The organism is Pseudomonas sp. NY15437, assembly GCF_048068435.1.
Classification (GTDB): Bacteria; Pseudomonadota; Gammaproteobacteria; order Pseudomonadales; family Pseudomonadaceae; genus Pseudomonas; species Pseudomonas nitroreducens_B.
Window position 1 is genome coordinate 296007 of record NZ_JBLUQC010000007.1, and the last position, 13017, is coordinate 309023.

Below are 13017 nucleotides of genomic sequence, written 5' to 3' on the forward strand. Positions count from 1 at the left end.
TTGGAGCCTCACAGGGTCTGCGAAAAGGTAAGGGTGATGAGTCGCCAGGCTGCTTGTTCCATGAAGGATTCATGGTCGAGTTGCTGCTTAGGGGTTGGCTGCAGGTCCTCGGTGGCCAAGATCAGTTGCTCGACTTGATCCCAGCTAGAGGTGGGCTCTAGGCCATAGCCATCCTTGAGGATGCGGTAGAGAAACTCCTCTTTCCCCTCTTGATAGACCACCGCCATGAACGGGGGATGCAGGCTCTCGTAGTAGCCCAGGATGTACTCCATAAGCTCCTTGGCAGTCAGCGTGCTGAAGGGGCAAGCAAGGCCACGGTCGCCACTGAAAATCAGGGCCGATTGCGTCGCCGGAGTGGTCATAGAGCCTCCGCGGAAACGGTCACGCGGATCGGTTCGATGGAGCCAAAGTCATACTCGATGGTTTCACCACTCACGCCGGCAAACCGTACGTTGAGCCGATCCAGGCGGATCAGTGGGTTGGTGCTGCTGTTGAGGTCGACCTGAGGTACGTACATCCGATCAACGCCCAGGCAGAAGCTGATGGTGTTCTCTTTGATCTGAGGGCTTGCTGCTCGGATGAAGAAACCCTCGGGGTAATGGAAGATCTCGCCTGTCTTCACCAGTCCATTGGTTTCAGCCCCCAACAACCAGGTGCGTTCTTTCTGGAAGTCCTTCATCACGACCTCATGGCCGTTGTTGGAGGGCAGAACCACGTCCAGAACCTGGCCATGGCTGGAATCGGAGCCACTGTGGAGATTTACCTTCAGCCGGAAGCCGGTCATCTGCTTGATGCCGGTCGGGTTGTAAGGTTCGCCATCCCGCCAGAAGTTGGGGCATTCCACGGACGGGCCGTCCGTACGTTCAACGACCTGGACTGTGCCCGAGTGGACCTTGGATTCGTAGCTGTAGGAGGTCTCCTGCAGCTCCTTGTTCGCGCAGCCGGAGACGGCTACAGCGAGGGCCGCAACAGGGATGAGCATGATGATTCGCATTGGGGGTCCTTTACGGGTGCCAGGTTCCTGGAAGGTCTGGGGCACGGTTGGTGTTGACCAGTAGTCTGCCCAATTCTAACGACGCCCCTTCGGTATTCACGCCAAAGTGAGGGGCTGAAATTCCGCCCCGAGTGTTGGCTTGAACCAGCTGCCAACGCTGGCAGAGTCATGCCTTTCAGGTTGGAGCGATCGGTATGACTGTGATGCGAGAGATGGCCTGGCTGACGACGATGTCCGTGCCGGCGTTGAGCGGGGAGGAGAAGTTCGTCCGGCTCACAGGTTTGCCTGAGAGCCGGAGAAAGGAGGCCTGGAAAGCGATCACCGCTGAAAGACCTGCGCTTGCCAAGCTGCTTCGCTCTCCCGATCTGCAAGCGATGGTCGCCTTCTTTGACGCTGAGATTTTCGTCGACTCTGACGTTGTACCGAGCCTGCCTTCGGAGCCATTGAAAGGCCGTGCACGTGCAGAGGCTTAGAAGGGCCGTTCTAGCTCCTCTCTGAGGGTTTCAAAGCGCTGGCGTCGCTCCTCAATCGAGATGGGGGCCAGGGCCTCATCACTGACAGGGAATAACGACCCATAGTCCAGTTGGGCCGCTGTTGGGGGCTCCGGAAGAGCTACCTCCGGGGTATCGCCGAACTGGCTCATCAGCAGCTGGATCGCCGCTTGAAGCTCAGCTTGTCCCTTCTTTGATCGGCACCCGACCAACTGATGGCAAAGGTTGTCGATCGACTGTCTGATCTCGTCAGGGCCTGGTTTCTCGTCTGTGAGCCACTGCCGAGCCTGCTCTAGAGCATTCATCACGCAGAAGCCTGCTTTGGCCGGCCCAGGATCGCCCGGATCTCCTGGAGCGCCTTGGCCTTTTGCTCCTTGGTGAGAGGTGGGCCTGGCGGAACGTCAGGGCTGAGCGGTGAAAGATCGATCTTGGGCGAAGAGCAATGGCTCTCCTGGTGGGCCTGTGTAGGCGGTACCAGAGGCGCCTGTTCCTGATAGAGATCGAACATGTCGCCGCCGGCGTCGACATAGCCCTGAATGAGCTCACCAAGGGCAGCTTTCCCGTCTTCAGGGTCTACTGAGGAATCCCTATCTATTTTTCCCAGCAGCTTACTGTGGGCGTCCTGGATCTCGGCGAGGCCTCTGGGCGTTTCGAGCCAGGCCTTGGCCCGGGAAGCGAGGGATGCTTGGGTGGCGGTCATGGATTCAACTCCTCCTGATTTGGTGGGTGAATTCCCGCACGCTCCAAGTTGTGCCACTACCCTCTGCACAAAGGAAAATAATAGGAAAAAGGAAAAGAAAAGGAGGCTGGTATAAAGTCTATATATATCAATAGGATATGTTCATAATCGTGGAGCAAACCCAACTAGATTCGTGGGCCAAACCTGACTGTGCGCGGGAAAGGTCCATCAGATCGTGGAGTAATCCTCCACTGTATGGATTGAAACCGTGAAGCAAACCTGACTACTGCCCTTCACAACGTGGAGCATTCCTCAGTATCCCGATGCACAAGTCCTGACTGCTCCTGATCAGAGAACGCACAGAAAACCCTCCGGTGGAGCAAACCTGACTACAACCGTGAGCCATACCTCACTACTGGATATCGCTGTGAGTGGGTCATGGGTGGGCCCGGAGAAATGCTCCAGAGTCAGATTTGTGAACGGAAATTCGGGGGAGTACAGGCGAGGGAATGAGATGTGCGGAGAGGCCTATCAGGAAGATCGTTCCTGGATCAACCTGAGGATCGCCACCCAACAATCGTGAGGCAAACCTGAGTAGGAATGGTTTGGCTCAGTCTGGGCTGCGGGAGGATTTCAGTGGTCCCTTGCGGGAAATGATGGGGTATTCCTCAGTAACAGCTGAGCAGTTCTTGCACTTGGGAACTGAAGCCGCTGAACGACTTTGGCTTTAACGTGGAGCAAACCCTACTACCTAGAAGCAGGCTGCAGGTGTCGATTTGGGCGTGATGTTCAGCAGCGTAGAGCCTCCACTGGTGGGACGGACTTTATTCTCATAGCGGGCCTGCCAAGATGATCACGCGCAACGTGGAGCATTCCTCACTACGTTTTCGAGCGAAATACCAGGCGGCCGAGTCAGACTGCAGCGGCCAAAGGGGTCGATCCGTTGGACCAGTCGGTAACGTGATTCAATCCTGACCTTAGGGCACCAGGTGCAAGGATTACTGGCCGAATGGAGCCTCGGCCAATATCTACGGCCGGCAGTTTGGCGAGCATTCGACGGAGAATCTTGCGGACGCCTGGCGTGCCAAGTCTCCGGCGGGACTCCCGCCAATTCACCTCGGATATTGTCCGGTCCTCGCACATGGACATGACGGCGCTGCGGGCATGTTCGAGCACCTTTTTAGCTTCCGGTACCTCGAGCGCCAGCTCGAAGACTGCAACACGGCAGGCCGTATCCAAACAGAGCCAGCCGGCCTCGTTGATCAGTTTCTCATTGCTGCAGGTAGGATGCGTTGGGCTCATCTCACGATGATCCCACCGGTCGTACATGTAGTTGTGATGCGGAGCCGCGTAGAGGGCTGAGGGGAAGTCGCTGTCGACTCTGCCGAACACGTAACCTGGGCCTGTGTAGGCCACTACCTGGTAGTAGTCGAGAACCCTCTCGATTACGAAGCTGATAGCCCTTCTGATGCTGGCCGCGGTGACCTCATCGACCATCCCCAGTTGAGCCCTGAGCTTCACCCGATTGATTGGGCGAAGAGTGCCTTCCTGTTGGGCACCGGCGATGGTTTTGGCTGCGGACGGTTGATTGGACATGCTTGCGGGCTCCTGGCTGACATCAGGAATGATCCAAGACCTGAGTTGGTGCCAGAACCCTGTCCGGGAAGTTTGAGCATCGTGTGCCATTCCTCACTACCAGAAATCGGGCGCAAGGTGGCAGAGCGGTGAGAAGAGGGCAGGCTGAGTGCTGGGGTGACGGCAGAGGGGAGGGAATGGTGGGACGATCCTCTGTAGACCCAGTGGGGCCTACTGGGTGGTACCGGCGGGTCTCCCCGCCGGCGGGGGATATTCAGCGAGCGCGTTGAGCGAGTCTCTGGACCTCACGACGTGCCTCCGCCTGGTGTCCCTTGACGATCGTGGTAACGAACTCGTTCGTTGGCCAGAGGCGGTATTTGTAGTCCGCGGCGCCTTTACCCTTCGGCAAGCGAACCTTGGTGTGCTCATAGCGCTGGATAGCCTTCTCTTTCACCAACTGCTCGAGAGCAATGTTCATAGCACGAAAGTCTTCAGGCATACGCTTTGAAAGGCCTCGCGCCGTCCCAGAGAGAAACTCTACCAGGGAGAACGAGAACGGGTGATTTGGTGAGGCATTTCGCCATTTGAACGAAAGCATTCTGAATAGGGCCCGGGCCAAGCCGTTAGTTAAACTCATCGACGTGGCGTATTGGTAGAGCCGGAAATCACCTTTAGCGATGCTTTGGGAGATCAACGGATGCAGTACCGCCTTGCAAAGAACTGCGCTTTCCGGGTCTTCACCAGGACCTGGCTCTTTGTATGCGGCGCTTCTTTTGTTTCTGCTTCGAACCGCTAGGAAAGGGAGGTAATTGGAGGATATGTCGATTTCCTCCCCATCGCTGGTGCGGGTTTGAATCAGAATCCACGAAGCGCTTAGTATAGCCAGCGCCTCCCGAAGTTCAGCGTATGTGTAGGTGTGCTTTTGGCTCTGGAGTTCTTTCTGTAGCTCGTAGAGCGTGAATTGCACAGAACACTCATCTTCATTGAACTTGGGACTTCCTTGAGTTGAGAATTTGCGGAGGGCCTCCTCCACAAATTCCTCCCTCGCTCCGGGGAAAACCCCGACGTGCTCAGGCTCTTGGGAAAGCTTGCCCTTGACCTTGAGGCGTTTCGACATTGCTACGGCATGGATTTCAACCCTGAACGGCTCTCCATTGATGGTGCCTTCTTTGACCATCTTCATTTCCTTAATGGAGTGGACAGTTTTTCCAGACCAGGCAAATCGAGGCAACGCGTCGTAGATATTGACCAAATTTCCTAGGTCGCTGTCATCAAGGGTGATCTGATATGCAGAGAACAAAGGAAGGGAGGATGGGACCAGAGAAACTGGTTCTTTACGACCTGATCCCCTGTTTCGGATTTTATTTATCCTGGCAGTTACACCGGTCTCTGTTCGTGACAGCGATTGCGAATTACAATCCAAACCAGTGAGCAAGTCGTTGTGCGAATCCATTACGTCCATTTCGGCATGCCATTAACAACAACTGGAAGGGGAAGATGATGGTTTCGAAGGTCCAGCAAGTCGCAGACATCGACGCACAAATCGCCGAGCTGCAAAAACAACGTGAAGAGATCATCAGCAGCCCGGGCTACCAGGCCGAAGCGGAATTCAGCGGCAAGCTTCGCGAGCTGATGGGTTCTTACGATAAAAGCCTTCGCGACGTGATTAAGCTGCTCGATCCCGAAGCGCGCGCTGAAAAGCCGGTGCGTACGCATAAGCGTGTGCGTACCCTGAAACGCTACAAGAACCCGCACACTGGCGAGGTTGTTGAAACGAAGGGCGGCAACCACCGCACCCTCAAGGCCTGGAAAGACCAATACGGGGCAGAAGCCGTAAACAGCTGGATCGAGTAACTCAGCTGATCTGGAAGGGGCCTTGATGGCCCCTTTTTCATGCCTGATCACTTTGCAGCCCGATCAATCAATGCCAGAACGCGGTAGCTGCAGTCCGACACCCCATCCGGGGAAGACAGCGCGCGATCGACTACTGCCTTGAACTCACTGGCAAAGGGACGGGGCTTATCGAGCATGCGAGAGATCTCGATGTACTGCTCGGCGGTGATCTCTACTTTCTCAGCACAGATGTGGTATTCGCCCTCGATGGTGACCCCGGCCAGTTCCTTCGCAGATGCATCCAGGTCAAACTGGCCTGGGGCGCTGAGGTACCGTTTCTGAATGCGTGCTTTGGTGATCTCATCGCTCGACACGCTGGCATCACTGCTGCCTTTAGGGCTGACCTGTGGAGTGGATTGGCCATGGAAGGTGACTGCTGCAGCGCCAGCTCCGAGGGTCGCGACGAAGCCGACAAAGAGTGTCAGTCGTTTGAGAGAGAGAACCTGCTTCACATACTGATCCGGCCATTGGTGATGGCCCGAGATTAACCAGCGTGGAGGTGTTTCCAAGCCAAAGTGGGGGGCTGAAATCCCGACGGGCGACTTGGATGGAATGGAGGGAAGCGCCTCGATATGGTGATTGAAGGATCAACCACCCAAGGAAGCGCAAGATGCTCATTCTGACCCGCACCGCCGGCGAGTCCATCAACATTGGAGACGACATCATTGTCACGGTTGTCGCGAACAAACAGGGTCACATCCGGATCGGTATCGACGCCCCAAAGGATGTGCCCGTACACCGCGAAGAGATCTACCGACGGATTCAGGCCAAAAATGTTGCCTCGTAACCTTTTCCGGCCAGCTCTCCTGGGTGGCATATTCCTGGTTGGCGGGTGCTCCTCAGCCTGGATTGCGAACCCGAGCCCGACCACCCGTAACCTCGTTGATGATCTGAAGCTCGAGGGCTATGTCTGCAAGGCGCTCCGGACGTCGATCGAGTGTCGGCAGGAGAAGCCCTACATGAAGAAAGCCCCGAAGGTGTGCACTTCGAGCACCGGTTGTGTTGAGCAGCCCGGCGAGATGGTCACCAACGTGTATTCCATCGAGCAGGACGCCTATGGAATCCCGGGGGTCATTCAATGGGTCGAGACGAAGCCCATAGAAAAATGATGAAGCCCAACAAAAAGCCCGACCTAGAGTCGGGCTTTTTCTATCGTGCAGGCTGCGAGTTCAGCAATTCGTGTGTCAGCTGAGACCTCCTCTTCATGCCAGTCCCCGCTTTCCGTGCCGACGGCCTTCAAGATCGCCAGTGTGAGCGGAGTGCCTGTCGACCTCATGCTTATGGCGATCGCCTTGGGACCCTGCTCCTCGCTGCTATTTGACCGGTTGAACACCATGCGGAGGGAGTCGGCTACGTCCCCCTGCACAATGGCGCCGATGTAGCTCCGGCCCAACTCCTTGGAGAGGATGTTGAACGCGGGGATGGCCACCGCGGACCTCCAGTCAGCAGCACCACGATGCTCACGATGAAGGTTCTGCCTGCGATGCTTGGCCAGGCTGAGCCGGGACTCAATTCGCCCGCCTGATGCCTTGGACGCGGACTCAAGACGGCTGATTTGCGAATCGAGCTGAAGTTCGTGGGATGTCCGGCGTTCAACACTTTCGTTGAAGCGGCTGATCAAGAGTGTGAAATTCACCTTCCCCTCTCTGCCGCGCGGATAGGAAGCGCGGCAACTGCTGTGCGGGCCCGTCAGATGATCAAGCACGCATCGTTTGTTGGTGTTACTTGGCGGTGTGATCCGTGGACTTGATGAACGCGATCAGGCCCGGGAGGTCCTCACCCATGGCATAGACGTCTCGCTTCAGGCCGGCCATCTGGAAACGCCCGTAGACCTTCTCGCCGGCGGGCATTTTCAAGGGGTTGGTGAGGGTAGCCATGGCGGTGACGTTCACTTTCTGAGGTTCCTTCTCCAGGACACACTCCCCGGCCTGCTCAAGAGCGGTCGCAGCGGCCTGGAAATACGATTGGAAAGCCTGTTTCCCGCCACCCTTCATAGCCACTGCACTGGCCTCGTAGAGCAGGTACAGAGATTCCGGCGACTTGCAGAGTACGGCTTCTACTCGAAGGTTGGAGGTGACCGGGGTCTTGAACTCGATGACCTCAGCCGCACTGGCCAGGAGCGGGGTCAGGGTGAGGAATGCGGTAGCAACCGCGCGGGAGATCATAGGAAGTCAAATCCGCTGGTAGATAGGAAGGCGACGTAGCAGCCACTGTGGCAGCGATAGATCGTGGGTGAGTACCCGAGATCCCTTGCCTGCTCTGCTGCTTTGAAAGGGCTATCAGTGGGCTCCAGCTCGATGAGTTCGGCTTTCCCCTCGGCCTGATGCCAGAGCTTGAAATAGACCTTGCCAGGCTTGTCAGCCGCGGTGTTGCTGGACATCAGCATGACCAGGGCTGCGCGCGGAAACCGCTCGATCGGTCCCGACATCGCGTATTCGGCAGAGAAGTTCTGGATAGATTCGACTTGTTGGTAGGTCAGATCGCCGAAGGCATACTCGACCAGTTCATTGATCGTGGTTGTCGGCGGCAGGTACACGAAGGTGACCTCACACTCTGCGGCGGGAGTTGCTGATGGCTTGCAAGCCATGAACTTCGCGCCCACCTGCAGGGGGAAGACCGCCATCCCGGGCTGAGTGCGTTCCAGTGGCCGGAGCCATAGCGAAGTGGAAACGCCCTCTCGTTCGAGCGTCAGGACTACCTCTGAGGCTTCGCGCTCCTCCACTTCGGTAACCACCACGCCGGCGTAATTCAGCAGGACCTGAATCCCTTGAACCACCTGCAGGTAGCCGGGCAAATCGCCATGACTGCGCTCGCGTCGGAGGGCATCAAGCATTGGCAGAGACCCAAGGCTAGGTACAAAGGCCTGTGTCATCGTGAATCAGTCCTCATCATTGGTCAGGGCCCTGCGGGCTGTTAGCGTGATTACCGGGTCCTTCGACGTGGCTTCGATGTCAGCCAGGGCTTTCCGGAGACTACTGATCCTGGATTCGTCAACGTCGCTTCGGGCGTCTATAGCAGCAACGTGGCTCGCGCTGAGGAGCTCAAGGACCTTACCGATTGGAAGTGTGTCGGGAAGCTCGTCGGTACCGAGTTGGGTCAGGGTGAATTGCTTTGCGTTGAACATGGGGAGTCCTCTAGAAGTGCCCGCCGAAGCGGGCAGTCTAGATCAGATGCCTTCCGGCACTTGGAGCCCGCCCAGGGCCGCGAACAGCGCCGGCAGGAAGTCAGCGAAGGTCAACATCATCAGGGTGAAGGTGGCGTCCAGCTGGGCCATTGCATCGTCGCCACCATCCTTCAGAGCCTGTTCCTGGAGCAGGTCCTCGAAACGGATTCGGCTGATGGCGAGCTTCTCATCGAGCACGAAGCTCAGCTTGTCCGACCACGCCAGGGCGAGCTGGGTTACAAGCTTGCCGGCAGTCAGGTGCAGCTGGATCTCTTCGCTCGTCAGGTCCTGATCTTTGCACTTCACCGAGCCACCCTCTTCATGGGTGTCGCGGAGCGTACAGTCGGCCAAGACTTGGAAGTCGCCTGGGGCTTCCTGGGCTTTCACCCACTCGGTGAGGGTCGCGCTCGGTGCAACCATGACGGTGACCGGGCGAACCGGGAGGGAGCCGATCGCCTCACGCAAGGTCGAGAGCAGGTCCTCTGCTTTTTTGGCAGAGGAGGTGGCGACCAGGATCAGGCCCAGGCTCGGCGCGATGGCGGCATGGGTGGTGGAGCGGCGAATGAAGGCACGTGGCAGCAGGGTCTGAACAATTTCGTCTTTGAGCTGATCGCGCTCTTTCTTGTAGACCTTCCGTTGCTGCTGCGTGGAGATCTCCTCGATCTTGTCCTTCAGGGCGTCGCGGACAACGCTGCCCGGAAGAATGCGTTCTTCCTTGAGGGTGGAGATCAGGAAGAAGCCTTGGCTTGCGTGCACCAACGGCGCGTCGGGGCCCTTGCCCAGGGGGGCTGTGAAACCGTAGGTAGTCAGTTCTTGGCTGGCACAGGGGCGGGCCGGTTTGCTCTTCAGGGCTTCTTCGAGGGACTCAGCGTTGAGCTGCAGATCCTGGGTGATGTTGTACGTGAGGAGTTGCTTGAACCACATGTGGCTGCCTCGTAATCAGGGGAGGCAGCCAGAGTAACGGCGCATGCGGCGGGTTCAACTCGATGCAGGGGGCTGGAATTCATTGCGAGAGAGGGGGGCTCAGTCAGAGCTTCAACGCGTCCAGCTTGGCCTCTGCGAGTGTCGGATGACGATCGATCCGGCCTGTATGGAGCTTCAGCACCCAATGGGGGTGAGATACACCACCGCCCTGGGTTGCAAGACTCGTTTGGTCGACGAAATGGATGGTAGCGACGCTGGGACCGTCTTTGGTGACCTGGTAGCTAGGCTTCCCGTTGATGTCCCAATCCTTCATAAACGTGATTCGAGCCATTTAGATGCCTATCAGTGAACGGTGATAGGAGTGGACATCGATTCGTCATCGATCTGAATGGCCTCAAAGCGCATGCCGAATTTGGCCTGAGGATCTTCGACGGCCTGCACGAGGCGGCCAGACATGTGGGATTTCGCGAAATCCATCATGGCTGCGCTGATGTCGCTGTGTTGGTACTGCTTGGACGGGCCGTTCGGGACGCTGAGGATGATCATGTCGTTGTTTCCTGGTTGATTCGATTGCCGCCGGCGGAGTGCCTTCGGGATGACGTCATTTTGCTCGGACGCGTGCGTGCCAGAAGGGGGCCTGCAGCTGAAGGGCCAGACCGATCATTGCGACCGGTAGCCAGGCGGGTGGTCGCTTTGCCTCCCAGGTCCTAACAGTCCTCACGTGAACGCCGAGATGATTGGCCAGGTCGGCTTGCTCTATGCCCAGCTGCGCCCGGGCAGCTACCAAGTCAGTTGCTGAAATCGCGGGGACAGGTTGCTTAAGCACCAGTGTCGTAGGGATGCCGAGGCACACCAGTGGTAGCCAACTTGGCTGTTTTCCCTTCTCCCAGTCGATCACCGTGGAGCGGTGGACCCCCAGGAGGTCGCCGACGTCCTCCTGCCTCAAGTGGAACACTTCCCTGAGTTCAGCCAGGTCGATGGTTTTCGCTACTCCGGACGGGGCTTTCATGCTGCAGCTCCCAGCACCTGGATCGCCGTCGCGCGCAAGTACATCAGCAGATCTGGAGATCGAGCCCAGTCTCTGACTGGCAAGAACCAGTCCCGACTGATTCGAATGGCCGGCTCGAAGAGGCCATTGGCTTCAGGGACCATCACCGGTGTTGACGAGTTGGCACGGAGCAGGACTTTCAATGGACAAGAGGTGCCGTCCAGGAAAAGGCCTAGTGATATCCCAACATCGGGCATGAAAGCTCCGGAGCGAGGCTCATGGTAGGTCTGGACAACCACCTGGCCATCCAGGAACGCGGAGTGCATGCAGAACCCGCTGTCCAGGAACTGGTCTTGAATGACCTCGCCGGCGACCTCGACCAGGTTCGAGGTAACACGACCATAGTGGAGATCCGGATGGTTGCTCGACATCAGGTGCTGGATCACCTGGTGATTGAGCGACTGGTCAATGTTCATTTGGTGGCCTCGCCCAGAACCGAACAAACGCCCCGGAGCACCGCCTTGCCGATAAGGTTCGGTGTGCCGCCGGCGATGCGCCCTTCGCGTTGAAGGCGCTTCACTTTTCGAGCAATGAACGCGATCTGGGCGGCCTCATCAGCATCCGGCAGACCGGGGGTACGCGGGAGATCCATCAGCTTGAAAGACCAGTTCGAATCCAGCTTTCTGCCTTCGTAAACGCTTACCTGGAAGGTCGAGCCCTCCAGGCTGATTTGGACCTTGAACTCGTCGTCTGCAGTCAGTCGCCCAGAAGACAGCTGAACCTTCAACTTCTCCAGCCGGGCGGCCAGTTGGCCGGCCAGGACATCCTTGACGTACTCCGGCGCTCTCTCTGGGAGACGGGAGATCGGGGCATAGCGGAAGCCCGGCCGGCGGAGACCTTGGCGGCCGTCCTCACTCTCATAGAGCTCGGTGTGCCCAGTCCTGATCGCGAAGTCGACCAGGTTGCGCCAGGTCGTGATGCCCTGCGAGAGGACTCGATCGTCGACCACCATGTCCGAGAGCTCGGCAGCAGCGCTGCGCTTCGGGGCGCCCGGCAGCTGATCCTCGTCGTTATCGGTGACCTTGGACGCGGTGCTGTTCACCGAGACCCGGCCTGGCTGCTGGAAGCTGAAATCCAGGGCCATTTGCGGGGCCTGGAAGGTAGAACGTTGAGTTTTCATGCTTACGCACTCCTCTGAAGATGACTCCATTGGAAATGCGCTTTACGCGTGCCAGAACCGGCCCACGAAAAAATCAGGTTGTCGTGGGTGTGAGGAGAGGGAGGAGGGCCGACGAGCGCCTTGCGATCGCCGGCAGGAGATCAGGTCAGTTGCAGGAAGGGACCGGCACGGTGCTGAGGAATTCAAGCTTCTTCAGCGCGAGCACCGCTTCGTCAGAGGTAGCAGGGTTCGCATACGCGGCGATGAAGCTCTTGATGACCGCTATCAGGAGCAATCCTGTTCCCTCGCAGCGCAGGGTCGACATAAGGCAGAACTGTTCAAGGGGAACCGATCCAAGACGATCGAGGAGATCTTCGCCGACGGCGCCGGCCAGATCCTCGATCAGGATGCGAAGGATGTGGTCTGGACCCGCTTCGCTGTGGTCGGAGGCTTGCTCGGGCAGGTCTGAGAAAGATAGGAAGCGGCCTGAGCCGTGGCCGTGGGGGAGGTTGCGGAGCGCATTGAGGTGGGTGTCGATGCGCTCATCGAGGGTCGAGCCTCTGGTCATGTGGGATCTCTGCATTCGCGATCTTTAAAGGCTATCAGTCGGAATGAAGGGGTTGTAGCGAAAGCGGGGGGCGCCGCTGAGGTGCGGAGCCGCTACAGCAGGAGACTCATCGGATTCAGTGTGATGACAGGCGCGGGAATGGCGGACAGTAGGGCGTGGCGTTGGCGTTTGGCTTCGAGTGCAGCGAGGGAGTTGGCAGGGTTAGGAGCTATGGGGGATGCAGGAACCGGAGACGAAGATCCAGCAAGGTAGTAGCCGCGCTTGAGCCTCTTATTGCATGCCTTTTCAAATACGGTATGGGCCTCTGTGTAGGAGGTTGCAGGCTGAACCACCGCGCGTTTGCCTGACGTACCAGAGCGACCGTAGTGAGAGAGGACTTCCCAAGTGTTGCCAGTGGCGACCAGGCTGAGGGTGTAGAACTTGTCGGAGTTTCCAGACTGGTACAGGTAGTTGCGGGTGATGCTGCTGGACATGGCATTTCCTCTGTTCGGAGTACACAGGATCAGCCAGGTAGTGGAGTGACAGAAGCGGTGGAAGTGCTGTTTCGTGAGGCCCCGGCTGCTATGCCGCCAGATCGGATCTG

At 57.8% G+C, this 13017-nt stretch carries 22 protein-coding genes; 4 read left to right on the forward strand and 18 right to left on the reverse strand.

Going from position 1 to position 13017, the window contains the following annotated elements; translation table 11 throughout:
- Positions 1-8: 8 nt before the first annotated feature.
- Positions 9-362: a hypothetical protein gene (locus tag ACNFIA_RS18210; RefSeq protein ID WP_416787352.1), complete on the reverse strand. Its 354-nt coding sequence runs from the start codon at positions 360-362 to the stop codon at positions 9-11.
- On the reverse strand, positions 359-994 hold the full coding sequence (locus ACNFIA_RS18215; protein WP_416787355.1) for a hypothetical protein: 636 nt from the start codon (positions 992-994) through the stop codon (positions 359-361). Before ACNFIA_RS18215 ends, ACNFIA_RS18210 begins: the two co-directional genes overlap by 4 nt.
- Before the next feature lie 194 nt (positions 995-1188).
- Between ACNFIA_RS18215 and ACNFIA_RS18220 the strand changes: the two genes are divergently transcribed.
- A complete protein-coding gene (locus ACNFIA_RS18220; protein ID WP_416787358.1) occupies positions 1189-1467 on the forward strand; it encodes a hypothetical protein in 279 nt (92 codons plus the stop codon).
- Between the two features lie 322 nt (positions 1468-1789).
- On the opposite strand, the gene ACNFIA_RS18225 is transcribed toward ACNFIA_RS18220, so the two are convergent.
- From ACNFIA_RS18225 to ACNFIA_RS18235, 3 genes are all read right to left on the reverse strand, one after another.
- On the reverse strand, positions 1790-2185 hold the full coding sequence (locus tag ACNFIA_RS18225; protein WP_416787360.1) for a hypothetical protein: 396 nt from the start codon (positions 2183-2185) through the stop codon (positions 1790-1792).
- 891 nt (positions 2186-3076) lie between these two features.
- Positions 3077-3760: a hypothetical protein gene (locus tag ACNFIA_RS18230; RefSeq protein ID WP_416787363.1), complete on the reverse strand. Its 684-nt coding sequence runs from the start codon at positions 3758-3760 to the stop codon at positions 3077-3079.
- Between the two features lie 253 nt (positions 3761-4013).
- Positions 4014-5192 (reverse strand): replication protein, encoded by a 1179-nt coding sequence (locus ACNFIA_RS18235; RefSeq protein WP_416787365.1) that lies wholly within the window; start codon positions 5190-5192, stop codon positions 4014-4016.
- A 44-nt stretch (positions 5193-5236) separates the two neighbouring features.
- Between ACNFIA_RS18235 and ACNFIA_RS18240 the strand changes: the two genes are divergently transcribed.
- On the forward strand, positions 5237-5593 hold the full coding sequence (locus tag ACNFIA_RS18240; RefSeq protein WP_017519843.1) for a histone-like nucleoid-structuring protein, MvaT/MvaU family: 357 nt from the start codon (positions 5237-5239) through the stop codon (positions 5591-5593).
- Between the two features lie 47 nt (positions 5594-5640).
- Here the strand turns inward: ACNFIA_RS18240 and ACNFIA_RS18245 are convergent, their stop codons facing one another.
- Positions 5641-6084 (reverse strand): hypothetical protein, encoded by a 444-nt coding sequence (locus ACNFIA_RS18245; RefSeq protein ID WP_017519844.1) that lies wholly within the window; start codon positions 6082-6084, stop codon positions 5641-5643.
- A 158-nt stretch (positions 6085-6242) separates the two neighbouring features.
- Between ACNFIA_RS18245 and csrA the strand changes: the two genes are divergently transcribed.
- Positions 6243-6419 carry a carbon storage regulator CsrA gene (gene csrA, locus ACNFIA_RS18250; protein WP_017519845.1) on the forward strand — a complete coding sequence of 59 codons (177 nt, stop codon included), beginning with the start codon at positions 6243-6245 and terminating at the stop codon, positions 6417-6419.
- 172 nt (positions 6420-6591) lie between these two features.
- Complete coding sequence (locus tag ACNFIA_RS18255) at positions 6592-6741, forward strand: hypothetical protein (RefSeq protein WP_370601799.1); 150 nt, start codon at positions 6592-6594, stop codon at positions 6739-6741.
- A gap of 23 nt (positions 6742-6764) precedes the next feature.
- On the opposite strand, the gene ACNFIA_RS18260 is transcribed toward ACNFIA_RS18255, so the two are convergent.
- The 12 genes from ACNFIA_RS18260 to ACNFIA_RS18315 form a co-directional block, all read right to left on the reverse strand.
- Positions 6765-7268, reverse strand: coding sequence for a hypothetical protein (locus tag ACNFIA_RS18260; protein ID WP_128082515.1), 504 nt, complete (start codon positions 7266-7268; stop codon positions 6765-6767).
- A gap of 85 nt (positions 7269-7353) precedes the next feature.
- Positions 7354-7797 carry a hypothetical protein gene (locus tag ACNFIA_RS18265; protein WP_017519848.1) on the reverse strand — a complete coding sequence of 148 codons (444 nt, stop codon included), beginning with the start codon at positions 7795-7797 and terminating at the stop codon, positions 7354-7356.
- On the reverse strand, positions 7794-8465 hold the full coding sequence (locus ACNFIA_RS18270) for a hypothetical protein (protein ID WP_416787369.1): 672 nt from the start codon (positions 8463-8465) through the stop codon (positions 7794-7796). Before ACNFIA_RS18270 ends, ACNFIA_RS18265 begins: the two co-directional genes overlap by 4 nt.
- A 45-nt stretch (positions 8466-8510) precedes the next feature.
- Entirely contained in the window at positions 8511-8756 is a 246-nt protein-coding gene (locus ACNFIA_RS18275) for a hypothetical protein (protein ID WP_017519850.1), read from the reverse strand.
- Between the two features lie 42 nt (positions 8757-8798).
- Entirely contained in the window at positions 8799-9719 is a 921-nt protein-coding gene (gene rdgC / locus ACNFIA_RS18280) for a recombination-associated protein RdgC (RefSeq protein ID WP_416787373.1), read from the reverse strand.
- Positions 9720-9822: 103 nt separating this feature from the next.
- Positions 9823-10032 (reverse strand): hypothetical protein, encoded by a 210-nt coding sequence (locus ACNFIA_RS18285; protein ID WP_017519852.1) that lies wholly within the window; start codon positions 10030-10032, stop codon positions 9823-9825.
- A 29-nt stretch (positions 10033-10061) separates the two neighbouring features.
- Entirely contained in the window at positions 10062-10265 is a 204-nt protein-coding gene (locus ACNFIA_RS18290; RefSeq protein ID WP_416787376.1) for a hypothetical protein, read from the reverse strand.
- 55 nt (positions 10266-10320) lie between these two features.
- Positions 10321-10728 carry a helix-turn-helix domain-containing protein gene (locus ACNFIA_RS18295; protein WP_416787378.1) on the reverse strand — a complete coding sequence of 136 codons (408 nt, stop codon included), beginning with the start codon at positions 10726-10728 and terminating at the stop codon, positions 10321-10323.
- Positions 10725-11183: a hypothetical protein gene (locus ACNFIA_RS18300; RefSeq protein ID WP_017519855.1), complete on the reverse strand. Its 459-nt coding sequence runs from the start codon at positions 11181-11183 to the stop codon at positions 10725-10727. Before ACNFIA_RS18300 ends, ACNFIA_RS18295 begins: the two co-directional genes overlap by 4 nt.
- The gene (locus ACNFIA_RS18305; RefSeq protein WP_017519856.1) at positions 11180-11887 is read right to left on the reverse strand and encodes a hypothetical protein; all 708 of its coding nucleotides are present in this window, start codon (positions 11885-11887) and stop codon (positions 11180-11182) included. The genes ACNFIA_RS18300 and ACNFIA_RS18305 overlap by 4 nt, the downstream gene beginning before the upstream one ends.
- A gap of 145 nt (positions 11888-12032) precedes the next feature.
- Complete coding sequence (locus ACNFIA_RS18310) at positions 12033-12434, reverse strand: hypothetical protein (RefSeq protein WP_024763836.1); 402 nt, start codon at positions 12432-12434, stop codon at positions 12033-12035.
- Positions 12435-12526: 92 nt separating this feature from the next.
- Positions 12527-12907 (reverse strand): WGR domain-containing protein, encoded by a 381-nt coding sequence (locus tag ACNFIA_RS18315; protein WP_081596695.1) that lies wholly within the window; start codon positions 12905-12907, stop codon positions 12527-12529.
- Between the last annotated feature and the right edge of the window lie 110 nt (positions 12908-13017).